Annotated in this window: 27 protein-coding genes; 17 read left to right on the forward strand and 10 right to left on the reverse strand. The window is 60.7% G+C overall.

The window, feature by feature from the left end:
• Positions 1–151: 151 nt before the first annotated feature.
• Positions 152–892 (reverse strand): bacteriorhodopsin, encoded by a 741-nt coding sequence (locus BDK88_RS02855; protein ID WP_394342660.1) that lies wholly within the window; start codon positions 890–892, stop codon positions 152–154.
• A 150-nt stretch (positions 893–1,042) separates the two neighbouring features.
• Between BDK88_RS02855 and BDK88_RS02860 the strand changes: the two genes are divergently transcribed.
• The gene (locus BDK88_RS02860; protein WP_130499086.1) at positions 1,043–1,651 is read left to right on the forward strand and encodes a hypothetical protein; all 609 of its coding nucleotides are present in this window, start codon (positions 1,043–1,045) and stop codon (positions 1,649–1,651) included.
• 190 nt (positions 1,652–1,841) lie between these two features.
• Positions 1,842–2,738 (forward strand): NAD+ synthase, encoded by an 897-nt coding sequence (locus tag BDK88_RS02865; RefSeq protein ID WP_130499087.1) that lies wholly within the window; start codon positions 1,842–1,844, stop codon positions 2,736–2,738.
• 48 nt (positions 2,739–2,786) lie between these two features.
• Here the strand turns inward: BDK88_RS02865 and BDK88_RS02870 are convergent, their stop codons facing one another.
• The 6 genes from BDK88_RS02870 to BDK88_RS02895 form a co-directional block, all read right to left on the reverse strand.
• The gene (locus BDK88_RS02870; RefSeq protein WP_130499088.1) at positions 2,787–3,200 is read right to left on the reverse strand and encodes a hypothetical protein; all 414 of its coding nucleotides are present in this window, start codon (positions 3,198–3,200) and stop codon (positions 2,787–2,789) included.
• Positions 3,201–3,245: 45 nt separating this feature from the next.
• Positions 3,246–3,539, reverse strand: coding sequence for a MarR family transcriptional regulator (locus BDK88_RS02875; RefSeq protein ID WP_008010686.1), 294 nt, complete (start codon positions 3,537–3,539; stop codon positions 3,246–3,248).
• A gap of 289 nt (positions 3,540–3,828) precedes the next feature.
• Complete coding sequence (locus tag BDK88_RS02880) at positions 3,829–5,013, reverse strand: DUF5305 domain-containing protein (RefSeq protein WP_130499089.1); 1,185 nt, start codon at positions 5,011–5,013, stop codon at positions 3,829–3,831.
• Positions 5,014–5,164: 151 nt separating this feature from the next.
• The gene (locus BDK88_RS02885) at positions 5,165–6,343 is read right to left on the reverse strand and encodes a signal peptidase I (protein WP_130499090.1); all 1,179 of its coding nucleotides are present in this window, start codon (positions 6,341–6,343) and stop codon (positions 5,165–5,167) included.
• Between the two features lie 162 nt (positions 6,344–6,505).
• Entirely contained in the window at positions 6,506–7,690 is a 1,185-nt protein-coding gene (locus BDK88_RS02890) for a CARDB domain-containing protein (protein WP_130499775.1), read from the reverse strand.
• Positions 7,691–7,764: 74 nt separating this feature from the next.
• Positions 7,765–8,310, reverse strand: a complete 546-nt coding sequence (locus BDK88_RS02895) for a hypothetical protein (protein ID WP_165396897.1) — start codon at positions 8,308–8,310, stop codon at positions 7,765–7,767.
• A 481-nt stretch (positions 8,311–8,791) separates the two neighbouring features.
• On the opposite strand from BDK88_RS02895, the gene BDK88_RS02900 reads away from it, so the two are divergent.
• The 7 genes from BDK88_RS02900 to BDK88_RS02930 all read left to right on the forward strand — a co-directional run bounded on the left by BDK88_RS02900 (position 8,792) and on the right by BDK88_RS02930 (position 18,294).
• Entirely contained in the window at positions 8,792–9,676 is an 885-nt protein-coding gene (locus BDK88_RS02900; protein WP_130499092.1) for a bactofilin family protein, read from the forward strand.
• A 130-nt stretch (positions 9,677–9,806) separates the two neighbouring features.
• Positions 9,807–10,349, forward strand: a complete 543-nt coding sequence (locus BDK88_RS02905) for a DUF7344 domain-containing protein (RefSeq protein WP_130499093.1) — start codon at positions 9,807–9,809, stop codon at positions 10,347–10,349.
• A 102-nt stretch (positions 10,350–10,451) separates the two neighbouring features.
• Positions 10,452–10,988 carry a hypothetical protein gene (locus BDK88_RS02910; protein ID WP_130499094.1) on the forward strand — a complete coding sequence of 179 codons (537 nt, stop codon included), beginning with the start codon at positions 10,452–10,454 and terminating at the stop codon, positions 10,986–10,988.
• Positions 10,989–11,546: 558 nt separating this feature from the next.
• Positions 11,547–14,696 carry a DUF7289 family protein gene (locus BDK88_RS02915; RefSeq protein ID WP_449406695.1) on the forward strand — a complete coding sequence of 1,050 codons (3,150 nt, stop codon included), beginning with the start codon at positions 11,547–11,549 and terminating at the stop codon, positions 14,694–14,696.
• A gap of 213 nt (positions 14,697–14,909) precedes the next feature.
• Positions 14,910–15,224, forward strand: a complete 315-nt coding sequence (locus tag BDK88_RS02920; protein ID WP_130499096.1) for an EMC6-like membrane protein — start codon at positions 14,910–14,912, stop codon at positions 15,222–15,224.
• 1 nt (position 15,225) lies between these two features.
• Positions 15,226–17,040, forward strand: a complete 1,815-nt coding sequence (locus BDK88_RS02925) for a ribosome biogenesis/translation initiation ATPase RLI (protein WP_130499097.1) — start codon at positions 15,226–15,228, stop codon at positions 17,038–17,040.
• Between the two features lie 81 nt (positions 17,041–17,121).
• Positions 17,122–18,294, forward strand: a complete 1,173-nt coding sequence (locus BDK88_RS02930) for an extracellular catalytic domain type 1 short-chain-length polyhydroxyalkanoate depolymerase (protein WP_130499098.1) — start codon at positions 17,122–17,124, stop codon at positions 18,292–18,294.
• Between the two features lie 66 nt (positions 18,295–18,360).
• On the opposite strand, the gene BDK88_RS02935 is transcribed toward BDK88_RS02930, so the two are convergent.
• A complete protein-coding gene (locus BDK88_RS02935) occupies positions 18,361–18,882 on the reverse strand; it encodes an archaemetzincin family Zn-dependent metalloprotease (protein WP_008010665.1) in 522 nt (173 codons plus the stop codon).
• 39 nt (positions 18,883–18,921) lie between these two features.
• Between BDK88_RS02935 and BDK88_RS02940 the strand changes: the two genes are divergently transcribed.
• The 3 genes from BDK88_RS02940 to BDK88_RS02950 all read left to right on the forward strand — a co-directional run bounded on the left by BDK88_RS02940 (position 18,922) and on the right by BDK88_RS02950 (position 20,619).
• Positions 18,922–19,323: a UPF0146 family protein gene (locus BDK88_RS02940; RefSeq protein ID WP_207225246.1), complete on the forward strand. Its 402-nt coding sequence runs from the start codon at positions 18,922–18,924 to the stop codon at positions 19,321–19,323.
• 106 nt (positions 19,324–19,429) lie between these two features.
• Complete coding sequence (locus BDK88_RS02945; RefSeq protein WP_130499099.1) at positions 19,430–19,639, forward strand: TOBE domain-containing protein; 210 nt, start codon at positions 19,430–19,432, stop codon at positions 19,637–19,639.
• A gap of 98 nt (positions 19,640–19,737) precedes the next feature.
• On the forward strand, positions 19,738–20,619 hold the full coding sequence (locus BDK88_RS02950; RefSeq protein ID WP_130499100.1) for a TIGR01548 family HAD-type hydrolase: 882 nt from the start codon (positions 19,738–19,740) through the stop codon (positions 20,617–20,619).
• Positions 20,620–20,667: 48 nt separating this feature from the next.
• Here BDK88_RS02950 and BDK88_RS02955 read toward each other — a convergent pair whose 3' ends face one another.
• Complete coding sequence (locus BDK88_RS02955) at positions 20,668–21,225, reverse strand: Rieske (2Fe-2S) protein (protein WP_130499101.1); 558 nt, start codon at positions 21,223–21,225, stop codon at positions 20,668–20,670.
• 123 nt (positions 21,226–21,348) lie between these two features.
• On the opposite strand from BDK88_RS02955, the gene BDK88_RS02960 reads away from it, so the two are divergent.
• From BDK88_RS02960 to BDK88_RS02980, 5 genes are all read left to right on the forward strand, one after another.
• Positions 21,349–21,615 (forward strand): hypothetical protein, encoded by a 267-nt coding sequence (locus BDK88_RS02960; protein ID WP_130499102.1) that lies wholly within the window; start codon positions 21,349–21,351, stop codon positions 21,613–21,615.
• A 102-nt stretch (positions 21,616–21,717) separates the two neighbouring features.
• Positions 21,718–23,415 (forward strand): acyl-CoA synthetase, encoded by a 1,698-nt coding sequence (locus BDK88_RS02965; protein ID WP_130499103.1) that lies wholly within the window; start codon positions 21,718–21,720, stop codon positions 23,413–23,415.
• A 59-nt stretch (positions 23,416–23,474) separates the two neighbouring features.
• The gene (locus BDK88_RS02970; protein ID WP_130499104.1) at positions 23,475–23,885 is read left to right on the forward strand and encodes a universal stress protein; all 411 of its coding nucleotides are present in this window, start codon (positions 23,475–23,477) and stop codon (positions 23,883–23,885) included.
• Positions 23,886–24,191: 306 nt separating this feature from the next.
• Complete coding sequence (locus BDK88_RS02975) at positions 24,192–25,007, forward strand: GNAT family N-acetyltransferase (protein WP_130499105.1); 816 nt, start codon at positions 24,192–24,194, stop codon at positions 25,005–25,007.
• Positions 25,008–25,120: 113 nt separating this feature from the next.
• Positions 25,121–25,582, forward strand: coding sequence for a pyridoxamine 5'-phosphate oxidase family protein (locus BDK88_RS02980; RefSeq protein ID WP_130499106.1), 462 nt, complete (start codon positions 25,121–25,123; stop codon positions 25,580–25,582).
• A 16-nt stretch (positions 25,583–25,598) separates the two neighbouring features.
• Here the strand turns inward: BDK88_RS02980 and BDK88_RS02985 are convergent, their stop codons facing one another.
• Positions 25,599–26,858 carry an MgtC/SapB family protein gene (locus BDK88_RS02985; protein WP_130499107.1) on the reverse strand — a complete coding sequence of 420 codons (1,260 nt, stop codon included), beginning with the start codon at positions 26,856–26,858 and terminating at the stop codon, positions 25,599–25,601.
• Positions 26,859–26,993: the final 135 nt, after the last annotated feature.

A 26,993-nucleotide genomic window follows, 5' to 3' on the forward strand; every position in this document is an offset into this window, starting at 1 on the left:
TGTTTCGAGCGTTCGTTTCCGACTCGATCACGGGATGCCCATGCCCACTGAACCGGTCGCGCGGGACGACGATCGGTCGAAGCGGCGTTGGCTCCGTGGTCGGCCGTTCCCCAGCGGTCGTCGGGAAGCGGGGAAGCGTCCTGCTGAGTCGTCACGCGGCCGCGACAGACGGCGTGGCGGCCCGTTCGAGGACGGAGCGGCTCCGGAGCAGGACCACGCCGAAGCCGACCTTCGCCGAGAGGTCGAGCACCATGAACGCGGCCGTCTCCCAGTACAGCGGAAGGATGCCGAGCGTCCCTTCGGTGCCGAGGATCCAGACCACTGGGTAAAGGAGCCACAGTGCGATGACCAGGTTGCGCAGGGTGCCAAACAGCGACGCGACCTCCGACGGCCGGTCGCGCGCGTTCCTCGAGAGTGTCCCGACGAGCACGTACAGGAGCGAGAGCAGGGCACCGGTGCTAATGGCCCACCACGCGATCCGGGTGCCGGGGGTCGCCGCGAACGCCGCGATCGCGCCGGTCCCGATCATGAAGATGTCGAGGCCGATCAGCGTCGCGATCGTGTTGCGGTTTGCCCCCGCCAGCAGTGAGAGGTCAAGCAACAGGAGCGGCGTCGTGAACAGCCAGTCGGCATAGCGTGCCCAGTAAATCGTGAGCATCTCGTCGCCGACCATCACTTCGGTGACACCGAAGCCTGTCGCCATGGCGAAGTACATCGCTGCGGCGATCGTCGTGATGAAGATCGTGATGATGTAGAACTCCTGCATCTTCGGGTCGCGAACACCGCGCCCCCGACCGATGAAGTACAGGGTTCCGAGGGTCATTCCGATCGTTCCGATCCACAGCCACAGGGATTCTGGACCGACTAGTGCGGTCATGACTAAGGGTACCATCGCACATAATATACCAATTGGGCCTAACGAAGATAACCCTTAGACAGGAGTGTATGTCCAGAATTCTAACGCTGGACACGAAATCGGAGTGTATATTTTGACGGCCTGTGTTCGGCCATCTGGCCCGACGGCCGATCACGCCCCAAACCGATGACCTCGACTGATCCGAACGACCCGATCGCGGACGCACTCCTCGGCGAGTCGACGTACGAACGACTTCGAGTGGAGCGATACGCGCTGATCAAGCGGCGGATTCCACAGAAACTCGTCTACCAGAGCGGCCTGCTGCTCGCGCTCGCACTCGTCGTGCCGATCACGGCCACCTACCCGACATCAGTTCAAGCAGCCTTCCCGGGCGGCGAGCCCCTGTGGGCATCGCCGCTCGTCCTCTGGCTCGGCGTGTACGCCGGCGGCATCGAGCTCGGAACCGCAGCGTGTCTCGTCGCGGTCGCGATCGTTCGCCGGAGCCGTGAACCGCAGCTCTCGGAGTCACAGGTGCACGTGTTACTGAACGTCGAGGACGTCGCGTCGATGTTCGGGTTGGCGACCGGCGGATTCGCCATCCTGCTCACAGTCGGCTTCTTCTCGCTTGGCCACGCAGGCGGCGAGACGTTCCAGGCGGTCATCGACGCCGCTCCCCGAAACCCGTACGGACAGACCGGTGTCCCGATTCCCGTGATCGCAGTCGGCGCGGCAGCGGCGATCGGTGCCGGTGCCGTCTACGTTGTCAGCCAGTATCTCGCGTCGGCGTCGAAGTGAAAACGCTGCCCAGAGCAGCCAGACCGTCTCGAGCATCCACCACGTCGTGAGTCTGGACCAGCCGATCCGGAACGCCGGTGGTTTCCAAACGTCTCGCCAGAACGCATATATCCTATATCTGTTTAAGGAAAGCATACATATATGCGACAGATGTTTCATTAAAACAGCCTATGGTTGTGATCACGAAGCTATGACGGGCGACGTAGTTGCGAACGATCGCCGATCCGCTATCGGCGAGGAACAGACCTACGCCGGGCCTTTCATCACGAGTGCGGTCGAGCTGGAAGTCGTTCGACAGTCGATCCGAGCGGCAATCCGCACCGCCGTTGCCGACGCGAACGCCGAGGGCGTCGTCGTCGCGATGAGCGGCGGGCTCGACTCGACGCTGACGACAGCGCTGGCGGTCGAGGCTGTCGGCAGCGAGAACGTCCTCGGACTGGGACTGCCCTGTCACATGACCGACGGCGTCCACGTCAGTGATGCCCGCACGATCGCCGACGGCATGGGGATCGATTTCGAGGAGTTCCAGTTGCGGCCGCTGCTCGAGTGTTTCGCAGAGACAGTCGGACGTGACCTCGAGCCGTCGACCGACGACGAGCGGCCCAACGAGCGCAACCACGAACTCGGGAACGCAACGGCGCGCCTGCGGATGCTGACGGCCTACTACGCGGCGAACCGCCAGTCACGGGTCGTCCTCGGGACGGCGAACCGCTCGGAGCGGCTACTCGGCTACTTCACTAAGTACGGCGACGGTGGGGCCGACATCCATCCGCTCGGCGACTGCTACAAGACGGAGGTCCGGGCGCTTGCCAAACAGATCGGTCTCCCTCGCCGAATCATCACCAAAGAACCAACGGCAGGGTTCTGGGCGACCCAGACGGACGCCAGCGAACTCGGCGCACGCTACAATGTCATCGATCCCTTACTGTATCGGGTCGTCGAAGAGGGACGCCCGCTCGAGGAGGCCGTTGTCGGACTCAGAATCGACCGCGAGACGGCCGCGGAAATCACGTCGCGATACGCCGAGACGGAACACAAACGCACCGTGCCGCCAACGCCAGGGATCGCCGGTCGCGACAGGACGTGAGCCCAGTTGGACTGACCACCCGTCGAACGCTCACACGAGAGAACGGCGTTAGCGCTCGAGGTCGACGTCGTAGAGCGTCGGATTGCGCCACCAGAACAGCCCCCATGCCAGAAGGAAACCAGCAGTCATCGCGAGGATGTCCAGCACCGTGCTGGGGAACCCAATGCCGACCAGTGCCACGAGTGCGGTCGCCGACCCCAGTATCGCTCCCGTCACGACGAACAGGACATCGCCGACGATTTTCGCCCGCGACTGCGTCCAGTACGGTTGGCGCTCCTCGTCGTACCAGACGCCAACGTAGATCAAGACCGGTGCCATCGCGGCGATAACCGTAATCGATCGGTACGTCTCCGGAAGCACTGCCGGTACCAATACGAGCAGGTTAAGCAGATTCGAACCCAGCACCGCGAGAAACAGCCCGATCATCAGCCAGGCCCACCGCGGAAGCCGCGCTTTGTCCATATCGGAGACGGTCACCGCTTGGGGATAATCCTGACGTTCCGGCCGTTATTCCGCACAGCAGGCGTCTTTTTTCGGGGATTCCTCGACACCGTTCCCGTCGGCTGCGACCGGTTCCTCGAGCCGATAGAGACTCTGCCGAGCGTCCGCAAAGTAGATATCCTCGTCGACGATCCCGATCCCTTCGAGACGCTCGAGCGCGTATCGTACCGTCCGGGCTGAGAGCATCGATTCCTCGACGATCTGTTTCTGTGTCAAGGGCCCGTCGTACTCGAGGACCTTGAAGACGAGTTTCGCACTTGGTGGCAAGTCTTCGATCTCCTCCCCGTCGGTCTCTGCCATACTACGAATCGAACGTCCCCAGCAGTATAAAAGTTGAGCCTTACCAAAAATAAGATCGTGATACTGCCCTGTATTTTTCTGTCCGTAAAGTATGTCGTCAGTTGCTCAGCAGGCAGTTTTCGCATCCTAACAGCGACGCAGGCAGTGAAAACGATGGAGACCACCGTTCAGTAAGAAGTCATTTAAGCGGCTCGGAAACCGCTGCGGGCGCGTCACCCTCATCCGTGGCCTGGCCAGTATCGATTTCTGACTGTCATGCTCTGTGGCCGTGTGAGGACAAAACGGAGCGTTACAGCTGGTTCCAGATCTCCTCGTCGTCCTCGAAGCCATCCGGATCGTCAGCATCCGCGAACTCGTCGATTCCCTCGAGTTCGGCGGCATCGCCGGGGGGCAACTCACCGTCAGCCTCCACGGTGGACGACTGACTCCGGAGATCCATCTCCGGCCAGGCAGTCTCCTCCCAGAGGCCGCGGTCGGTGTAGTAGTAGATGACGCCGTCACTGAGGACCGCAAACAGGTCCCGTTGCTCGTCGTGGACGACCCGCTCGTTCGTATCGATCGCGACGTCGACGACGTCCTCGAGCGTCTCGAGCGCGACGTGATGATCGCCGATCCACATCGGAATCGACCCCTGTGAGATCCACTCGGCGTAGCGCTGTTCGTGGACCGCCCGACGGGCGGCGTCGATATCCGCGGGCGACCGGCGGGTAACGAATACGGCACCGGCGAGTGCGAGCGTCCCGAGCACCGACAGTCCACCGATCAGTGCCGGACTCCGAGACTCGGTCGTCCGCGTACTGCCGCTTTGATGGCTGTGGGTTGCGGACTCCGACAGCGACCCGCCGAGCCAGTAGGCTTCGTCCGTGATGGTCACCGGCGTCGTCGTCGTCATCGATCCCTGATGACGGCCAGTATCGTACTCGGTGTGAAATTCCATCGTTAACCTGATCGAGCCGACGCCGGTGACCTCGCGCTCGAGTTGCCGTTGTCGCTGGCGGAGAGCTTCGATATCGATCGTCGCGTTCGACGTCGCGACGCCGTTGTCGATCGACGGCGACTCGCGCAACACGGGCCGTGTCTCGTTCCAAAACGACTCGTCGTTTCGAACCGCTTCGAACCGAAGCACCAGCTCGTGACGGACAGTACCGTCCTCGATAGGCGTCCCCCCGCTTGCGTTTTGTATCCGCGTCTCGGGGTGGATCGTTAGCTCCGGCGACTCGTTGAGCATATAGACCGGGCTATCAGTGAGCCGGTCGCCTTCCGTCCAGAGCGTGGTGTTCTGGGTGACGACGGCACTCGTCCCGACGTCAGTCGTGACGCGTTCCTCATCGAACTGCGGTGTCGTCGTCGTCACCGGATTCGCGACGGCCCAGCCGGTCGCAGCGATCGACAGGACGCCAACGACAGCCAGCACGATCGCGATCTCCCGTCCGGATCTGGCAAGCACCAACTCGAGTCGTGGACTGTCGATCATCCGTCGTGTTCACCGTCCCTGTCTCGCCCGATTCGGCCTCGTCGGTCGAACCTGCCCGCTGGCCGACCCGTTCGGTTTCGAACTGGTCGGTCATCGGGACAATACATACGTACCCCGAAGCAATCGATCATCATAAGAATAGTGGCCCGAGCTACTCGCGGTTGCGAAGCCACGCTCGAAGCCGCCGCTCGAGCCGGGTCGAGAGCGACACGTGATCGGGGCCGGATCGCAGCCGGAGATCGCCGCTCCCAAAGAGCAAGACGATAATCGCGACGGTGACGCCAACGACGACACCGTTGACCGCCGCGATCGCGGCAAACGGATGGACGCCGTGAAGCCAGACCAGCAGCGACGGGGGCAACACGGCGAGATAGCGATACTCCCCCAGAGAGCGCGTATACTCGCCGGGTTCCTCGGGTGCGGACAGTCGCACTGTCGTTTCACCGCTGCCGCGGATGCCAACCGTCTGCCATCCGGGGTCGGCCCTGATCCCGTTGCTTTCAGCCTCGTGGACGACGACCACCGGCAGATAGCCGGCGTTATCGACTGATCGAGTGAGTTCCGTCGTCGCACCGGGTTCGATGATCTGTGGATCGTCGGTTGGCGACTCGGTACTAATGAGGCCGTACTCGTAGGTCCCCGACGGGACGACCATCGCCGCAGTCGCAAGCGTGACGAACACGAGCAAGATGAGTCCGAGCGTACTCCAAAACGCCAGTACGTTTTCGCGCGAGCGCCGTCTGGTTGTCTCGCGTCGCGCGGGCCCGACTCGCTCGAGCAAGATTCCGAAGCCGAGCAGGGCGACGCCGATCGCGACCAGCATGGAGCCGAGGCCGTTCGACGACGTCGTGGCCATCCCGAAGACCGATGTGACGGCGTTGGCGGCCGCCATTGCCACACCCTGAATGCCCATGACGATGGTTCCGAGGTACGGGATCGTCACGACCTCGCCGTTTATCTGCAACGCTTCGGCGACGATCTGCCCGTCGGTGACTGGCGGTTCACCACCATCCTGGTCGGTAAACGGGTTGGCGTCGCCTTTCGTGATATATCCACCCTCAGTCTCGCCGACCACGCGATGGGTCGTCAGCCCGCCGTCGTGGAGTTCTCTCGCCTGGAAGACGACGACGTCGCCCTCCTGAACGTCACCGGTGACGGCACTCGGGATGGCGACGAACCCGTCGCCGGCGTCCATCGTCGGCTCCATGCTGCCGGTGGCGACGTAGCCGAGCAGGATCGGCTGACCGAGCAGCTGGCCGACGAGCAACAGGATGACGAACAGCGCAGCGGCATACCCGAGCGCCTTCGAGACGATGGTGGACGCAGTCATCGATCGGTAGCGGTGACGATCATACGTGGCTGACTGTTCAGGATACCGATTGTTCGTGTCCAGCAGTCTTAAAGCCCGCGCGAGTTACCAGACTCGAGGGGTGACACGTCGACGCCCCTCTGCGACGGTACGGACTGGCATCATCGACGTTCGACGCCGTCACTACCCGAAGATCGACCACCGGCGGTTGGCGGCGACTGCCAGGAACAACAGCCCCGCCGTCGCCGGCGGTGCGAGCGCCGCCGTCGTCGCGGGCGAGAGGTCACGGTTCTGCAGTGAAAATCCCCCCGGCTCCTCGACTGTTACCTCGCCTGCGGGGACGCCGCTGACTGCGATCTCGTAGGTACCCGGTGTCTCGAGTTCCCGCTCGAAGGTCACCGTCCGCTCGCTATGTGCTGGAATCGAGACGGCTCGGCTGTCGACGACGATGCCGTCAACTGCCACCTCGAGCGTCCGATCGACCCCCCTGTCGGTCGGATTCGTAACGGTCGCTCGAACGGTGGTCGCGTCCCCTGTGGTGACCGTTGTGCGATCGACGCTGGCGGTGACGACGTCGATCGGCGGCCCCCCGACGGTCACCGACTGGCTGCCTGCTCCCGAAACGCCGACTTCGTGTGTGCCAGGCCAGTCCATCGTGCGTTCGAACGTGACCGTTCGTTCCTCGCCCGGCTCGAGGACGATCGTCCGCTGATCGACGACGATGCCGTCGACGGTTACCTGCGCCGTCGTCTGGCCTAGCGCATCGCCGACGTTGCGGTAAGTCGCGGTCACCGTGACCGTGTCGCCGGCGCTAACCGTCGTTGGCGAGACAGTGACAGTGGAGTGTTCGATCGCTGGTGAGGGTGACGAGCTCGAGTCGCTTGCACCTCCCGAACCCCCCGTGGACTGGTCCGGCTCGGTTTCGTTGTCGGCGTACTGTGCCGTGACTGTGAACGTCTCCGTTCCCTCCTGTGCGACGTGAGTGTCGATGGCAACGCCGATGTGTTCGGTGTCGCCGGAAGAGACCTCAATCGGATTCGATTTGCTGATTGTGTTTGTGAGATCGTTCCCGTGGTAGAACGTGAGCCCAGTGACGTTATGCTCGATCCAGACCCGGTCGACGGATTCGTTGGTGACCGTGATCGTGAAGACGTTGTTCGCGCGTGTGATTGCGCGGTCGTTGAGTTTCTCGAGGCTGAGCTCGAGTTGGCCGTCCTCGACCGCGGCGTAGTTGCCGTTCGGTGAGGATGCGGGCTCGAGAATAATCTCTCCGGTGCTATCACCCTCAAGGGTCACGGCAGCGGTCGATACCGTGAGTCCAGCAATGAGAAGGAAGACAACGGCGAGGGTTGGTTTGACCGGGATCATGATACTCACCTAGTCTAGAAACTTGGAAGTGAAAAGATAGTTAAGGAGAAAGTCAGGCAATTGCGCTAATTTACTTAAGTGCTATCTTCTGCGTGGATGGTGACATCAGCAGACGTACTTCCCTCAAGGCTGGTAGATCCTGTATTAACGGTGACGTTAATTGTTGTCGTGTTCCCTGGCGCAAGTTCTTTTTGTCCCTCCGCCATTTGGAACGTGACCTCTGTATCTTCAATCGCAACGGTAGCAGAATCACTCATGCTACCATCTGGCTCGCTAACACCAACAGTAACGTTGTTCTCCCCTTGGTTCGTCAATTTGATCAGTCCATCTAGAGTAGTATTCGCTTCCTGGTTGAAACCGGTTCCACCACCCTGAGTCGTTCCGTTTTGACCAAGATTCAGCGTGAGATCTCCACTGCTGCTGTCGTTTTCGATGTATGCAGTTCCAGCATAATCGTCTCCTGGAGTGATCCCGAGATAGCCATCTGCATCACCAGTCGTTTGGACGTTCACACCACGGTCTGCTTCAACTGACGTGAATGCGCCCGACCCGAGGGCGGCCCCACTGATGGCGACGATCAATCCGAGTGAAATCAAGACGTTTTTGCGATTTGTTCTCATGATTATGTGTTTCGTGTATTTGCCTTGCGCCGGCAACCGAAGGCCATCGATTACCGGGTGGCTTCTATCTCAATCATAGCACCCCACCCACTTTGTATTGAGTACCGAGATACTGTTCAAGGTTGATAATACCCGCTGCAGCGACACCGCGATCAGCTTCAAGCCCGGCCTGAACGGCTAAAATCGGGCGTCTCGAGAATTTGGGATGTAGACAAACCACACACCCTCGAGCGCCACGATACCTCGAGACACTCGCGATCGTCGACCACTGTCACTACCGGGGCAGTCGCTGGCACACAAGACAGGCGACTGTCTCCAATGTCACGGCACAACGAGTCGCAACCGACGTACGAGATTTCGTGACTGTGCAGCAATCTTATATTCGTTCGCAACGTAGCTATTGTACGGGCACAGGTGCACAACACCGGCTGTAGAGCCGTCTCGTAACACCCGGGTTACCCATACTATACAGTATCTCAACATGACACGTCCAATCACGGGTATCGCGGTCGTGCTCATCCTCCTCGGAGTTGTGACGATGGCCGGGCCGACGTTCGGCTTCGCCACGATCGCCGCTGACCGTGGGGTGAACGTCGCGACGGCCGACGACTCGAGTGCCTATCTCGGGCTCGAAGACCAATCGGCGTCAGCGTCGATCGACTCGCCCGGAGAGCAGACGGTCGTCTATACGGTGACCGACAACGTCCGAGATGACTCGGCCACTGTCGATGCCTCGATCGTCGGGATCACTGACGATAGCAACGATCCGGTCACGTCGGCGGCACTGTCGGTCAATGTCCAGCCCGGCAGCGACGCCGAGACGTTCGACATCGTCCTCGCGTGTGAGGATGGGGCGTCGATCGATGGGTCCTATCGCGTGCTGCTACGGTTCGTCGCGTCGAGTGACGCCTCGAGCGTGGACGCGACTCGAGAAACGACCGCGCTCGTTCCCGTGGACTGTACTGCCGAGCCGGTCGTGGTCTCGGTCGACGAAGACGGCGACGTCACTTCCGGTGGCGATGTGACGGTCGACAACAACGTCAATGTCGGCGGTGACATCGAAAGCGGTGGTTCGGTGACGGTCGACAACAACGTCAATGTCGGCGGTGACATCGAAAGCGGTGGTTCGGTGACGATCGCCAACAACGCGAACGTCGGCGGAAACATCGTCGCACAGGGCGATATTACAATCCGGAACAACGCCGTCAGCGGTGACCTCATCGCTGGTGGCAACGTCGACATTCGGAACAATGCCAAAATCGACGGCGACGTCATGGCTTGTGGGACAGTCACCGTCAGGAACAACGCGGTCGTCACCGGTACAATCTCCGAGAATCAGACCGACCTGCCCGGCGTCCAGTGTTGATGTTGCTACCTGTGGGACGACGATTCGCAGACGTGGACGCCATGCCGTGCTCGAGCGCGATTCCCACCGGTTCGTGATAGTACAGTGTACTTATTGGTCGTGAGTTCCGTAGTTCTATACAGGAGCGCCAATGGCGACACAAGCTGAAACACGGTCGAATTCAAGCCAGGGGGAAATTTTCGACCTGCTGAGCAATCAGCGCCGTCGCTACGCCATTCACTACTGCAAGCGCGAGGACGACCCCGTCACGCTCGGTGATCTCGCCGAACACGTTGCCGCCTGGGAGCTCGACAAAGAAGTCGACGAAATCACCTCCGCCGAGCGAAAGCGCGTCTATACGTCGTTGCAACAGACGCACCTGCCGACGCTCGAGCGCGCAAACATCATCGAGTTCGACGACCGAACGATCGAGCTCACCGACGAGGCTGCCGAACTCGAGGTCTACCTCGACATCGTGCCCGGCGATTCGATCCCGTGGGGCGTCTACTACCTGGGGCTGACCGTGATCGGTTCGGTTGTGATGGGGGGGCTGTGGCTCGAGGTCGTGCCAACGGAGACGGTCTCCGAACTTGGCTGGGCAACGCTGGTGTTCGCGCTGTTTGCCATCTCAGCGATCGTTCATGTGGTACAGAATCGGCGAATGCGGCTCGGAGAAATGGAACAACCTCCGTAAGCACGGTGCCATGATAGCCAAATCGGGGATCGTCTAAATGACGGTTGATACGTCATATTGCATGAACTGTACTCGAAATACACAGCAAACGCCGATGCCGATATGAAGACCGTCACAAAACTCGGGCTTGGATTGCTCGTCGTCGGAGCTGCCATACTTGCTGCATCGAGCGGCGCGTTCGACTCGATGGCCGCCGATCGAGGAATTGGCGTCGAGACCGCACCCGACGCGGACGCGTACGTTGGGCTTGACTATCCCAACGCTGATCAGAATCGCGTGATTCGACTGCAAAGTAGTTCTTCTGACCGTTTAGATTTTAATTGGAATGAGTTTAGACTTTATTATGTGTATGAAAATGTGGAAGTTACTATCATAACTGACCAGACTGCGTCGAATGAATTGTTCGTCAAAGATCTTCGCGTTGAACGAGACGGAGACGACATCACGGACGACATTGAAAAGGATGCAGCCGGCGATAGTCTTCGAGTCGTAACTGGCGACTTCAGGTGCCCGGCTCTCTTTGGCAGTCAGATATCCAGTAGTACGAACCTGATGGTATCACTCGAAGTCAGCAACGGGGCTGGAACCTTTTCTACCACACTTGATCGGAAGGTCACCGTTAAGTGCATATCCGACTAGGAGTTATGGAGTTGTCATCGCGTGATCACGGGTTTCTAGGAGGAGTCAACCTTCATCCATTCGCGTGGCCGCATTTAATCGAGACAATACAGTTGGTACCGTCTACATGAAGAGGTATCGAGATAGCGCAGGCACGCACAACCAGTGAAACCCGCCTATTATTTTATCTTAGTCCATTAGAATTATATTGATTCAATTTTCAATCAACTGTATATTTTCGAAAGTCTACGGATAAATATAGAAAATGTATCACAATCGATTGGGGCAGCGATGTCGATGGTGAGATTATACTCACGTGGGGTGTAACAGTCACTGGTGATATCACTACAGTTGGCAATACGAATATCGACGACGGTGCAGTCGTTAATGGTGATGGAATCGAATAGCGATTCTGCTCCGAGCGGTTAGAAAGGCTATTACTATCAGATATATTTATTTCTCACTGCACTCGAAAGCGGTTTTTGCGCTCTCAAGCGCCCCTTGAGGAAGAACAGTACTTCCTTACCGCCTATAATGGCAATAAGGTATATAAAATAGGGTTAACGACAGGGCTACAAGATGAAATTAAGGGGAATATTGAAAGACAGGTCACCCGATAAACGAGGTGTATCCCCAGTCGTCGGCTTCGCGCTTCTGAGTATGATTGTAATGCTCGCTGTAGCGTTGCTACTTATCACTGGTGTCCCATTTTTCGATGCGATTGAGGACAAGACTAGCGAGGAGCGGGCAAAGATGTACATGACAGAGACGGATCACACGCTCTCAACGGTGGCAACAACAGATGATGTTCGATCAATTCCAGTGCCACCCGACGCCGATGCATCGATCGTGGACGATGGTGAGATGACAGTCTCTTGGTACAACGAATCGACGGACAAGCCATTCGAGAATGGCTGTGTGGCACCGGTGAACACTTCGGGCGAACTGAACGCACTCAAATACGACCTCGAAGACGGTACCGAAATCGTCCACCAAGCAGGCGGTATCTGGAAACACACCGACAGTTCGTCCACAGTCATCTCCGAGCCCAACATCGCCTATACCAACGCGTCAGGTGAGAAAACAGGGTCATTACGGCTTCAGGTAATGCAATTCGAGAAGGGCGACATCGGTGACTCCAGATTAGCTGCGAAAGCGAATTGGGACAAGACGGCGGCGCTGACCGAAGAAATCGAAAAGAAGAGGAGCTGTAACGGCGAAAATATCGCGTTTCGTATCGAAGACACTACCTACCAAGACGCGTGGTACGACTATCTCAAGGATGCGCTCGGAGCAAATGAATACGATGAGGTCGAAATAGCTAGGATTGGCTCCGACACTGTCCACGTGGAGATCGAAGGAATCCGACGGACGGACGGGCCTGTGTCGATTATTGTAAAGGAAGATAGAGGAATCCGAGCTCCGAACGGGGATCCGATAGAACCGCCGGTCATCGACGGTTCACAGCTCTTCCGCGTCGCCACTGTAATCGAGAATGTTGGAGACACAACAGAAGAACAGCAAATTACAGCGACAATTCTAGATGATGGGACAGAAGTCACAAGCGACACAGAGTCGGTTAAGCTTAGCCCCGGTGGTACGGAGAACCTCGGACGAACCGCTGGCGGAGATTTCGTCCAGTTCGAGCCGGGTAACTTCAAGCACAAACTCACATACGGCGAGACCTACAGTTACACGGTCGCAACCGAAGATGACGAACTCGACGATCCAGGATCGTTCTACTACGGTAAAAAGGGGACCGAGTTCAGAATCGTCGACCCTGCTGACGGGACGATTGACCCGGACGTTGAAGACGGGAACGCGACGATCGATCTTGAAGTACAAAACGTCGGTACCGAGAACACGACGGGCGAGGACATCACCCTCGAGTTCGACGACCTCGAATTCGAAGACACGCAGAATCTGGATCTCAACTACGGTGCCAGCGGAACGGTCAAGTGGGAAATAAACAAGAGCACATTGCCACAGGGCAACAATGGCTTCACAGTCACGGTTGACGGCGATGAAATCGCGAACGGAACGGTCGTCGGAACGGCCAGCGGCGACGGCGGAGCGTTCGTTGTCGTAGAGGATGAGGGTGCCGGGAACGATCAGATCGTCGAAGACGACGGAACACCGTTCGAAGTGCGTGCAGGGGTTATGAGCACGTATCCGAGCGATAACGTTACACAGGACGTTACGCTGATGATTCCCGATGCAGGCATCGAAATCGACGAACCGACGACGCTTGACAGCGGCGAAAGCGAGACAGTCGGATTCAATGTCAATCCTGACGACTACGCTTTCGAACACGGGAGGGTTTACGAGTACGACGTGCAAGCCGAAGAGAGCAGTCTGAACGAGACTGGGACGTTTTACTTTGGACATCAAAGAACCGAATTCGAACTATCAAACGGAAACGCGACGGTCGGCGACAAGGAGATCACCATCACGGCCGATCTGCACAATACGGGTGTCGATGACGGCGAACAGAATGTCACCCTTGATCTCGATCTCCGTGATCCGCCCGAGGACCTCAAAAAAGACCCTTACGCAGAACCGATCGACGCGGGAATCGTCAACCGATCATTCGGCGAGAACGATACCGTCGAACTTCCGATCAACCAGAGCGTACTCGTCGACGGCACCTACGACGCAACGATCGAGACGGACGACGACAAGCTGGAAGTAACGTTCAACGTCACTGCCGGCGTGGATCCGGGTCGTGTCGAACTCGAAGACATCGAGGACGCGAACGTGAGTGTGGAAGTTCTTGCTTCGCAGGTGTCCGGAGACGGTTCAATGTGGGTTCGCGACGGTTGGGGGTGGGACATAGTACCCGTTCACCATCTAGCACCGATGACGCTCGAAGTGGTGGCCGACGGGAAAACAGCACACACGTTCGAAAACCCCCATGGCGGAAACAATATCAATACCGGACCGACTTGGCAGGACAATAGCGATGACAGCTACACGTACGAGTTCACCGTAAAAGACAAAACGGAGCTCACTCTGAGGAACACGAGATATAGCATTTGTCGAGAAGAAACGACAGATCCAACCACTCTCACTCACTACGATGGTCCGACTGATCGTGCCTTTACATGGTGCGATGACGTTCCCGGGGCCCCTGGATCGATAACGTTCGGCCCGATAGACGCGTCACAGGACGCCAATCTTCAGAACGTCCGGGTCCGGAGCGCCGAGAATAACACGATTCCAGCACTTCCAGCAGGAGAAGAACAACAGTTGAGTGCCACAGAAGTGCTCGAGCAGCGAGGCCTGGTCGAAGAAGGGGGGAACGAACTCGACCTCGGTCCGGGAGAGTTCGTGTTCCTCTTCGAGAACACCGAATCGACGAGTGAAGACGACATCGACGCGCTTTGGAACGAGGCGACCGCAGCCTACGAAGAAAACCCTGACGACACTCACGATCCGAACTTCAACGACCTGATCGTCTACGTCGAAGTCGAGCGAGCGGGTGTCAATCCCGGAAAACCGAGTATCACGATTGTTCCGGGCGACGGTAACGAAGCAGATATCGATCCCGGCAAAGGCGACGAGGCTGGAACGCCCGCTGACCCAGAACTCAACATCGATGGTGAGGTCGACGAGAGTGATTCACCCGATATCGGGGCTGGCGACTCTGATCCGGATACCACGGGGACAGGGACGATGACTAACGATACCAACATCAATATCGGGTCAGACAACGTCATCCTAGGCTAGATTCCCCGATCGTCGTCTCTTGTACTCTCGGTTCGAACGACAGGCTGACCAAGGAGCAGTTCGGTTTCCGGTCGTTGACAGCCTCGAGGCCCTCGAGTTGGTTGAATGTCGGTTGCGACCTCTTCGTCCAGCCAGCAACCAGTCCACGTTAATTGGCCGCCTCAAGAAACCCAACCCGAACGCCTTTTCAGCCCCGCCCGCAGACATCCACCCATGTCGACCGAATCGATCAGCGACCGGCGCGAACACATCCGCTCGGTGGGCGTGACGGCGTTGTCCGCGCTGCTGGGCGTCGCCGCGGCGCTGGCCTCTGCGGCCTGGGTTGGGGTGTCCGAGGCAGCCGCCCAGGACACGCAGGCGCTCGCGTTCGTCCTCGGCGCGATCTTCGTCCAGTATGTTCTCATCAACGCTGCGGGGATCTACGAGGAAGACGAGTTCGGGACGAAACACTACCTGTTCGTCGCGTTCATGACCTTTGCGCTGTGGTTCGTCACGTGGGGCATCCTGCTGACTGCGGAGGCGTCCTAAGATGGCAGACGACAGCATCGCCGTCGTAGACCTAGACCGATGTCAGCCCGACCGGTGTAGCTACGAGTGCAAGAACTACTGTCCGCCGAATCGCACTGGCAAGGAGTGTATTACCCTCCGCGGCGAGGAGACCGACGAGGGCCAACCCGAACAGATCCACATCTCCGAAGAGATCTGTCTGGGCGAAACCTGCGGGATCTGCGTCGAGAAATGCCCCTTCGACGCGATCGAGATCATCAATCTCCCGAAAGAGCTGCAGGACGATCCCGCCCATCGCTACGGCGAGAACGCCTTCTCGCTGTACGGGCTGCCCGCACCACAGGACGGGCAGGTCACTGGCATTCTGGGTCCCAACGGAATCGGGAAGACGACCGCCGTTCGCATCCTCGCAGGCGAACTCGAGCCCAACCTCGGCCGTCACGACGACGAGCCGGGCTGGGACGAGGTGCTCGAGGCCTACCGCGGGACCGAACTGCAGGATTACATCGCGGACGTCCGCGACGGCGACGTCACCATCGCGCGAAAGCCCCAGTACGTCGACCAGATTCCCAACAGCTTCGACGGCAACACCCGCGAGCTGTTAGAGCAAACCGACGAGCGCGGTGCGCTCGAGTCGCTCGTTGAGCGGCTCTCGATCGGCCCGGTCATGGACCAGTCGATCGACGACCTCTCGGGTGGCGAACTCCAGCGGGTTGCGCTGGCGGCGACGCTGGCTCGAGATACGGACTTCTACTTCCTCGACGAAATCACGCCGTATCTGGACATCGGCCAGCGCGTGACGGCAGCACGGCTGATCCGCGAACTCGCCGAGGAAGAGGACAAGTCGATGCTCGTCATCGAACACGACCTCGCAATCTTGGACTTGCTCGCAGATACGCTCCACGTCGCCTACGGTGAGCCCGGGGCCTACGGTGTCATCACCTCGCCGAAATCGGTCCGCAACGGGATCAACGAGTACCTGGCAGGCTATCTCGAGAACGAGAACATGCGGATTCGCCCGAATCCGATCGAGTTCGAGGAACACGCCCCCCGGACTGCGAGCCACGCCGACACGCTCGTCGAGTATCCCGATCTCACCAAGAGCTACGGCGACGGCGAGTTCAGCCTCGAGATCGAAGGCGGTGAGATTCGCGAGAACGAAGTGCTTGGCATCGTCGGCCCCAACGGGATCGGGAAGTCGACGTTCGCGAAGCTGTTGACGGGCAATCTCGAGCCCGACGAGGGCGATGCCGATCTCGACCTCGAGATTTCCTACAAGCCCCAGTACGTCACCATCGACCAGCCGATGCGGGTTGACGCGTTCCTCTCCTCGATCACGGACCAGTTCGGCTCGTCGTACTGGAACACCGAGATCGCCCAGCCGCTCCAACTCGAGCGGATCATGGAGCAGAACCTCTCGGATCTCTCCGGTGGGGAACGCCAGCGGGTCGCGATTGCGGCCTGTCTCTCTGACTCGGCGGATCTCTACCTGCTCGACGAACCGTCGGCGCATCTGGACGTCGAACAGCGCGTGCAGGCAACCAGTGCGATCCGTCGGTATGCCGAACAGCAGGACGCCACCGTGTTAGTCATCGACCACGACATCTACATGATGGACTTACTCGCCGACCGGCTGATGGTCTTCGACGGCGAACCCGCCGTCCACGGTCGTGCTGGCCAACCACAGCCGATGCGCGACGGCATGAACGAGTTCCTTGCGAACCTCGAGGTCACGTTCCGTCGTGACGAACGGACCTCGCGTCCGCGGATCAACAAGCCCGAGTCTCAGCTGGATCGCCAGCAGAAAAGCGAAGGCGAGTACTACTACGCGCCGTAGGCTCACAAATCGGCCCTTCTCGAGACGGAATCAGTCGCCGAGCCCAGAACTTATACTCGAGTGGATAGTCATGGCTGCAGTATGCCCGTCAGTGACGACACGGACGCGACCGACGACGCAGTCGGTCGCCGAACGCTGCTCCGTGCGAAGGAGCTGTTGCAGTCGTCCCCGCTCGGTGCCGAACGCGCCGTCCGGGCTGGCGGTGAGCGTGCGGGCTCGGAGCCAGGTTCTGCTGCCGGTGAGTTCCTGGGCAGCGACCACGACGGGCGATCGTATCGGCTGTACGTGCCACCCGGCTACGACGCCGACAAGCCGGTGCCGTTGCTCGTGTTCTTGCATGGCTGTCGACAGACGCCAGCGGCGTTTGCGGCCGAAACCGGGATGAACGAGGTTGCAGCGGACGAGACGTTTCTGGTCGCCTACCCGAAACAGTCGCGCTTTGGAAACCCGCTCCGGTGTTGGAACTGGTACGACGACACGGAGGCCACACGCGGGAGCGGTGAACTCGCCTGGCTCGCCGACCTCACGCGCAGCGTGACAGCCGAGTTTGCCGTCGACGAGGATCGGGTGTACGTCGCCGGCCTCTCGGCCGGCGGGTCGATGGCGGCTCGAGCGATCGTCGAATACGCCGACCTATTCGCTGCGGCGGGCGTTCACAGCGGACCTGCCTACGACGCCGTCGGAAGCGCGTTTTCGGCACTGTCACAGATGTATCGTGGCGACAGGCAGGACGGACGCGAGGCAGGGATCGAAGCGTACGAGGCGATGGGCGACCGTTCGCGTGCGATTCCGACAATCGTCTTCCACGGGACCGATGACGATATCGTCGACGTGACCAACGCCCGGCAGCTTACCGAGGGCACGCTCCGGGCGAGCCATCTCGGAGTCGACGGCGGCGAAGAGACGCTCGAGATCGAGCCCGACCGAGTGGAGACCGGCACAAGCGGCCCGTACGAGTATGCCAGACGCCAGTATCGCGACGCGACCGGAACCCTCGTCGTCGAGGAATGGCTCGTCGATGGCATGGGCCATGCGTGGTCCGGCGGCAGTTCCGACGGTCGGTTTACCGCACCCGACGGGCCGGACGCGAGTCGCCTCCTGTGGGAGTTCGTCAGCGAGTACGAGCAGTCGACACTCGAGGCTGCCGCCGACGCCCGGTGGACGCTGCCGGTCGTCGGCCCCGTCTCGCTTGGCTGGCTCTCGCGAGTGCAAGCGCGGGGACGGGAGGCGGTCTCGCGACTGCTCGAGCGGTGACCGACGACGCGAGACAATGATCGCTGCGGTGGTGATATCGTACCGACAAACAGTGGCGGAACGTGGTTAACTAATCAACCGCTGACAGCTCCCACAGAGGTTCTCTTCTTTGATGTCGACCTCGCGGACCGTCGGCGAGAAGTTCATCACACAGCGGTTGTTGTCGCAGTGCTCGAGGCCGTAGGTGTGGCCGATCTCGTGGACGATCTCTTTGCGGACCCGATCCTCGAAGATATCGGCGGCGCTTTGATTCGAGAAGCCGCCGTCGCTCGAGGTCTGGAGCCGGTAGGTAGAGACGACGCTGCCGCTGCCGTCGAGATACGCGAGTCCGAACACGTAGTTTCGACGCCGATAGAAGAGGTCGTGGGGTGTGATCGCGATATTCTTCGTGCCGCGGCCGACGCGCTCGGCCAGTTGAATGAACGTCTCGGCGGAGTACTGGTTCCGGTCGGAGTCATACGCACCGTTTGGAACTGACTGCGAATCGTTGATCGACACGTCGCAGTCGTAGACCGATCGCAGTGCAGAAGAGGCCGCCCGCTTGACCTCGGCGGAGACGTTTCCGACCGGCACGATATCGACGAGCATAGCAAGTGCTATGACCGCGGGTGGCATAAACGTCCCGCCATGGCCGACTCTCGCCGGAATCCTGACGCAATAGTCGATTACCTCACTGCGTACGAGCGAGTCGTCGAAATCGGGATCGGCCGCCGGCCCGACCTCGCTCGAGCGCTCGCCGAGCGCGGAGTGGCAGTCACCGCAACGGACATCTACGACCGTGACGTGCCAGCGGGTGTGACGTTCGTGCGCGACGATATCGTCGATCCCGAGCCGTCGGTCTACGCGGACGCGGACGCAATCTACGCGCGGAACCTGCCGCCGGAACTTCACCGGCCGGCACTCGAGGTCGCACGGACGGTCGACGCTGCGTTCGTCTTTACGACCCTCGGCGGAGACCAGCCCGCAGTGCCGGTCGAGCGCAAGACGATCGAGTCCGGGACGCTGTACGTCGCTCGAGCGGTTCACTGAGAGAACGGCCTGCCGGTCACAATGTGACCGCCGTTCTGGGCCGGCAATCGCATCCGTTGATGCTGTCGGGATGGATTATAATACCGCTGTGCTGGTGGTGGTCAGCATGGAATTGAGTGCTCGGAACCGACTCGATGGAACCGTCCAGTCGATCGAGACGGATGGTATCATGGCCGAGGTCACGGTCGAGACAACGGGTGGCCAGACGGTGACAGCAGTGATTACGACCAGTTCAGTAGACCGCCTCGGAATCGCAGAGGGAGACGAGGTGAACGCGGTGATCAAGGCGACAGCGGTGATGATCGAAAACGAGTAACCGAAGACGAGGAGTACTTTTCGTCCCGATCGGGGAGCCGCGCTGTGTCCGCAAGCGAATCCGACCGCCTTTATTCCCAGCGCCTCGTCAGGGCGGGTATGAACGCAGATGCCGTCGTCTTGGACATCGACGGAGTGCTCGTCGACGTCGCCGACTCCTACCGGCGCGCGATCGTCGAGTCCGTCGACGCAGTCTATGGGCGGACGATCCGCAAGGACGACATTCAGGAGTTCAAAGACGCGGGCGGGTTCAACAACGACTGGGAGCTCACCTACGCCGCTGCACTCTACGTGCTCGCGACCGAGGAAGGATATAACGAGTCGCTCGAGACGTTTACCGACGAAATCGCCGCTACAGGCGGCGGACTCGAGGCCGCCGAGACCGTCGTCCGCGAGGCGATCGGTGCCCAAGCGACCCAGCGTGTAACCGACCGGTGGGACCGCGAGCGACTTCGCGACGTCTTCCAGCAGCTGTATCTCGGCGATGAACTCTATCGCGGCCTCGAGGACGGCGAGCCGGATCTCGAGCGCGAGACGCCCGGATTTATCCACGACGAACCGGTGTTACTCGAGCGCGAGGCCCGCGACCGGTTGCTCGCGGAATACGACGTGGGTGTGCTGACCGGCCGGCCGGAGGCCGAAGCCGAGATTGCCTTAGAGCGGGTCGGACTCGACAACGCGATTCCGGTCGACCGTCGGTTCACGATGGACGACTGGGAGGAGGGCAAACCGCACCCGAAAGCGTTGACGACCCTCGCAGAGCGGTTCGACGTGACCAGCGTTGCGTTCGTCGGTGACACGTTAGACGACATCCGAACGGCAGTCAACGCAAGCGAGACCGATTCCGACCGCGAGTACCACGGGATCGGTGTCCTGACCGGCGGCTTGACCGGCGATGAGGGGCGACGAAAGTACGAGCGCGAAGGCGCAACGGCGGTGCTCGAATCGGTCAACGCCGTTCCCGGCTGGCTCGAGTCGTAGGACGACACGCCCGATCACGATTGCTCGTCGGAGAGAGGACGGCTATCGTCACGCGGTCGGATCGTCCAGTCGCCGGCATGACTCAAACCGATCGTCGGTCAGGTAGACGCTCTCGTCACGGACGGTCACGTCGATGGCGTCGAGCGCGTCGCCACGACACGGACCCGCTGTACAGACGCCGTTGCCACACTCGAAGCGCGCGCCGTGTTCGTGACACACCAGCTGCTCGTCGTGGACGATCGCGCCGGAGCCGGGGTCGAGCCTGACCTCGGGTTTGTGCGGACACGAGTTTCGCCACGCAGTCACGTCGTCGCCCACTCGGCGGAGGATCAGCTCCGTCCCCCGATTCCCGGAGCGGGCCTCGCACCTGAGCGTTCCATGGGTCGGGATATCTGCAAGCGGGGCGATACGGCGAGGGTCGTCACAATCGGTTGCTTCGGCCGTGAATGAACTGTCGGCACCCTCGTCTTCATCCTCGTCGTGTCCACCATCGATACTGAAACGAAACGTCGCGTCGCCGGTCGAAACGTCTCCCTCGTCGCCGTAGATGCGAATCGACGTCGATTCGTCGGCTCCCTCGAGCGTTACCCGGACGGAATCGGCCATACCTATTGTTTTTGGCCAGCCTAAAAATATGTTCCGGGCCGGATCGCTCACCAACGATGGCAGACGCGTTCGGCTCCCGACGACGCGCGGTACTCCTATAGGATGGCCGAGCAAAGAGTCGGTATGGACGACACTGAAGTCACCGTCGACGTCGAGGTCGAAGTCGAAGTGGATTCCAACGAACTCGAGATCGAGGTCGGAGACGAACGCGAGTTCGAGGCCGAACTCGAGGCCAGCGGGTTGACGATCGAAGTCGAAGCGACGGTCGAAGTCGAAGGTGAAGCGGACGAAGAATCGGGTGAGACCGACGAAGACGAGGAGGAAGAAGCGGACGAAAACGAGGAAGAAAGCGACGATGAGGCGGAAGCAGACGAGGAGGAAGAAGATTGAAATGAGCCACCGCGCTCGCTGATTGAGGCCCGCGATCCCCGATCCACCTCGAGGTTCGCGCATGTCGAAAAAGGCTATGTGCTGGCACCGGTACGCCACCGCATGACCTGGACGGTAATGCCGACTTACGACGAGTACGAGACGGCCCATGAGGAGTTTTCGTGGGACCTTCCCGACGAGTACAACCCTGCCGTCGACTTCCTTCGAAAACACGAGGACACGAGTCGAACGGCGCTGCGGTACGACCACCCCGACGGAGGCCTCGAGACCTACTCCTTCGACGACCTCGACGAGCGATCAGATCGCCTCGCCGCCGCGCTGGCTGACCTCGGCGTCACGGCTGGCGACCGGGTTGGCGTCGTCGTTCCACAGAAACCGCAGAACCCGCTGACCCACCTCGCGAACTGGAAACTCGGTGCGGTGTCGGTTCCATTGACGGTACTGTTCGGTCGTGATGCACTTCAGTACCGACTCGCAGACAGCGAAGCCACAGCCGTCGTCGTCGACCCGAGCGTCCGGGAGACGATCGACGAGATCCGCGAGGAGTGTCCAGCACTCGAGCACGTCATCGAACTCGGCGATGCCGACTCGGTCACAGGCGAGGCACACGCCTTCGACGAGCTCGTCGCCGCCTACGAGCCGGGAATCGACGTCTACGATGCGACGCCCGAGACGCCGACGGCGATCATGTATACCAGCGGCTCGACGGGTCCACCGAAGGGCGTCCGGCACAGCCACGCGCTCTGGCTCGGGCGGGCCGCCGCGGCGTACAACTACTTCGATCAGGGCCTCGCAGAGGGCGAGGCGACGCTGTGGACGCCAGCCGACTGGGCCTGGGGTGCAGCCCTCGGTGGCACCCTCTTTGCAGCGTGGCATCACGGTTGTACGATCGTCGGCTGGCCTCGCGATGGGTTCGACCCCCAGGAGGTCTACGACCTCCTCGAGCGCCACGACGTGACGAAGGCGTTCATGCCGCCGACTGCGCTCCGGATGCTGATGGGCGTCGACGACCCCGAAGCCCGCTTTGATCTCTCGCTCGAGACGTTCGCCTCGGCCGGCGAGCCGCTCACCTCGGAGGTCGTCGAGTGGGTCGACGCGACGTTCGACGACGTCGCGATCAACGAGTTCTACGGCCAGACGGAACTCAACCTCGTCGTTGGCAACTCCGAAACCTGGTTCGACACGCGGCCGGGCAGCATGGGCAAGCCCTTCCCGGGCTACGAGGTCGCGGTGCTCGATCCCGAGACGCACGAGCGCAAAGAGCGTGGCGAGACCGGTGAACTCGCGATTAAACCGGGCGATCGCCGGGTCTTCTTCGACGAGTACCACGGGCTGCCCGAGAAAACAGCGAATAAACAGATCGACGACATCTCCGCTCGCGGGGAGTCAGAAGAGCAACGCTCTTCTGGAAGGTGGTTCCTGACCGACGACCTCGTCAAGCGCGATGAGGACGGCTACCTGTGGTTCGTTTCCAGGGCCGACGACGTGATCCTCACCAGCGGCTACCGCGTTGGGCCGATGGAGGTCGAAGACGCGATTCTGACCCACGACGCCGTCGAACAGGTCGGTGTCGTCGGTGTTCCCGACGAGACCCGTGGCGAGGCGATCAAAGCGTTCGTCAAGCCCGCACGCGACGAGTACGATCCCGACGCGCTTCGCGAGGAGATCCGGACGCTCGTCCGTGATCGGCTGGCTGAATACGAGTATCCTCAACACATCGCGTTCGTCGAAACGCTCCCGACGACGACGACGGGAAAGATCCAACGGCGCTCCCTGCGAGAGCGCGACGACGCGGACTAACCGCGAGGAGACCCCCTGTTGGGACGAGGTTTATAGTTAAAGACTGCTAACACGTGTCTATGTATCGCGTCTTGATTCCTGTTGACACCAACGAGAACCGGGCACTGGCACAGGTCGACTACGTCACGGCGTTGCCGACTGCCGCGGATGCAGTTGAGGCCTACGTCCTGTTCGTCTTCACGGAGGAAAGCGAGGCGGAAGCTGAGGATCACGATTCCGCCTCCGAGATCGATGCCGTCCGCCGCGCAGCGGAAACCCTCGAGGACGCCGGCATCGACGTGACGATCGTCGAAGACAGCGGCGACACCGAAGAGGACATTCTCGAGCACGCCGAGGCCCACGATGTCGACACGATCGTCCTCGGCGGTCGGAAGCGCTCGCCCGTCGGGAAAGCACTGTTCGGAAGCATCTCTCAGGGAGTGATTCTCAACACTGATCGGCCGGTGGTCATCACCGGCAGCAAGGAGTAACTCGTCTCGAGGTCTGACTCGAGTCGCACTGTCATTGCAGGCGGACCGCTGTCAGTCAGTGCCGGCGCACCCGCGACCGTGCTTCGGGTGGCCGAGGGCTCGTGACAGCAATCCGGCTCAGGCGGTGGTCACACGAGATCTGTGGGCGGACGGCAAACTGCCAGTCTTCGGCTTCCAGCGGCGCTCGAGCCGCGTCGGCACTTTTGGACCGTGTCACCAACCCGACGGAGAGGAGTCGAATCAGAGGGGGTGGCCGCATGGCTCCGCCGGCAGCCATCTTATCCGCGTCGATGCCGGGCATTCGCTATGGAGATTCGGGAACCGACACCGGCAGCGGCCGACCGGATTCGCGAGGTCGTCGACAGTTCGCTGACGGCCTCGTTCAGGCTCAGTCCGGCACAGATCGACGGGCTGGTCGACGACCAGTTCGCCGATGAGGCCGTCACCGACAAACGCGAGGACGAGGAGACCCTGCTGCAGGTCGCCGAAACCAGTTCGGAAATCGAGGACACGACCATCACCGGGTTCGTCGAAGGACGACTCAAGGACGGCTGGGGCGAGGTCAGGTGGCTGTTCGTCGATCCGGAACACAGAGGGAAAGGCATCGGCACCGAACTGTACGAGACCGCGACCGAGACCCTCCGCGACCGCGGGGCCGAACACATCTGTGTCACCGTGCTCGAGGCCAACACGGAGGGCCACGATTTCGTCGAACGGCTCGGCCTCGAACACGACGGGGACCGGCGGGTCGAGATTGCCGATGAGTCGGTCGTCAACTACGTCTACACGGAGCCGGACGTCGACGCGACTCTCCCTGATTCGACAGGGGAGGACGCAGCAGACGAGGAGTTTCCTGAAACGAAACGGGTCAGCGGGCAACTGACGACAACCGACGACGGAACGACGGCGTACATCGCCCGCGACGAGCCAGAGTCCGGCACCGCAGCGCCGTTTTTCGCGACCTACGAGGATGACACCCACACCGAACAGCACGGCTTCTACTGTGCGAACTGCGGCTCGCTCGAGGTCTCGATGAACAACATGGATCACCTCGAGTGTAACGACTGTGGAAACTCCCACGCAGAGCGGTCCGAGGCATCGTACGACGGTTCGTACCTCTAGCGCTCGAGGAGAGCACCGCTCCCACCATAGCGCCACAGCCGTGCGGAACCGACACGGCGGAGCGAACATCTATAGCCCGCGGCCGTGTACTCATTCCTACCCTTCTCCCGCTGATGAAACACATCGACTACGCGTACACGTTCGGCATCGACGAGTCGACGATCGAAGAGCGGCTACGAACGGCCGAAACGGGCGTTCTCTCGCTCTCGAAAGACGACGAGAGTTACGCCATCCCGCTGGCACACTACTACGACAGCGACGGGCTCTACTTCCGGCTCGGCGTCACCGACGGGAGCCGAAAACAGGCGTTCATCGAGGCGACCGAGACGGCGTGTTACGTCTGCTACGGGACGGAAGCGACCGACGATCCGCGCGAGATCGAGTCCTGGAGCGTGATGGTCACCGGCCAACTCTCCGAAATTCCGGACTCGGAGTACGATCGGTTCGATACGGCCGAGATCAACCGGCAGTTCGCACCCATTCGCGTCTTCGACGAGAACATCGACGAGATCGAGATCCGCATCCTCGAGCTCGAGCTCGACACGATAACCGGTCGAGCCACGTCGGAGTCGTAGCCGGACGGGGAGTCGCTCAGACGAGCAGGACGACGAGGAGTCCGATCGCCGACACAGCACCGAGGCCAGCAGTCACGACGCGACCGAGTTCGTGGGTCCCAATCACCCACGCGAGACCAGCTTTCACGATGGTGTTCGCGATCGCGCCGATGACGATTCCCGTTGCGGCGACGTGGTTCGAGATCGTTCCGTCGGCTGCGAGCCTGCTCAGCGTGAGCGTGATCGCGTCGACGTCGGCGAGGCCGGAGACGAACGCGGTCGCGTAGACTCCCGATTCACCGAGCAGGGAGTGGGCGGACTCGGAGACCAGCAGGACGGCTGCGAAGACGGCACCGAAAAACAGCGCCGGGCGCAACTGAAACGGGTTCGTGAGGTCGGTTTTGGCTTCCTCGTCTCGCTTCGTGGTCGCTCGCCAGTAGATGACGGCGGCGATACACGCACCGATAACCGTCATTACGGACAGCGGAACGGCGACGTCTGGCAGCAGCTCCCGGTTGACGACGGCGACTTCGATGAGTGCCCGCGGAAACATGACGATCGACGCGACGATCGTCGAGAACGCACAGAGCTGGGAGAGGGAGCGGTCCGCGCTCGCGCGTTCGGCCATCGATACCGTCGTCGCGGTCGAGGAGACGAACCCGCCCAGGATACCGGTCAGGGCGATCCCCCGTTCCGTCCCGATCGTCCGACTCAAAACGTAGGCGGCGAAGCTCAGTCCGGTGACGAACACGACCATGAGCCAGATGAACCGTGGATTGAGTCCGAGCGCGACGTCGAGTTCCCGATCGGGGAGGAGCGGAAAGACAACCAACACGACGAGGATGAACTTGATCGACGCGCGGCGTTCGGCCTCGTCAATCCGGTCGACGAAGTTATGAATGGGTCCCTTTGCAGAGAGCAGAACTGTGACGACACCGCCGACGGCGACGGCCAGAACCGCGCCGCGTTCCGAATGGGTCGTCAGTGCTCCCAGGACGACGGTCAGTAACGCGGCCATCACCGTCGTCAGCCCGATGTCTCCCTCGAACCAGATCTTGCCGAGATACGCCACCGTCAGCGGCACCACGAGCGTCCCAACTGCGATCGGAAGCAGCGTCGGGAAAAACGCCTGGACGAGCGCCCCATAGAGTGCGAACAGCGGAAACGTGCGACTCCCAGCGAACGTACCGCCCGATTCGCTTTGTTCGCGCTCGAGTCCGATGAGCGCGCCGATCCCGAACGCGATCGCCACCCGAAACACCAACAGTTGAAGCGGGGCAGCGACAGGATCGGTCACGTCGCTGTGCTTCGTGGGAGAGTTCCGTCAAGCTTCGGGACGCTTCGATGTGCGAACACCAGCGGCCGCAACCGTGTATCACAACGCTGACCGAGCCGCTCGAGCCAGTCGACTAAATCGGAAACACGACCGCAG

It is taken from the genome of Natrinema hispanicum (assembly GCF_004217335.1).
Classification (GTDB): domain Archaea; phylum Halobacteriota; class Halobacteria; order Halobacteriales; family Natrialbaceae; genus Natrinema; species Natrinema hispanicum.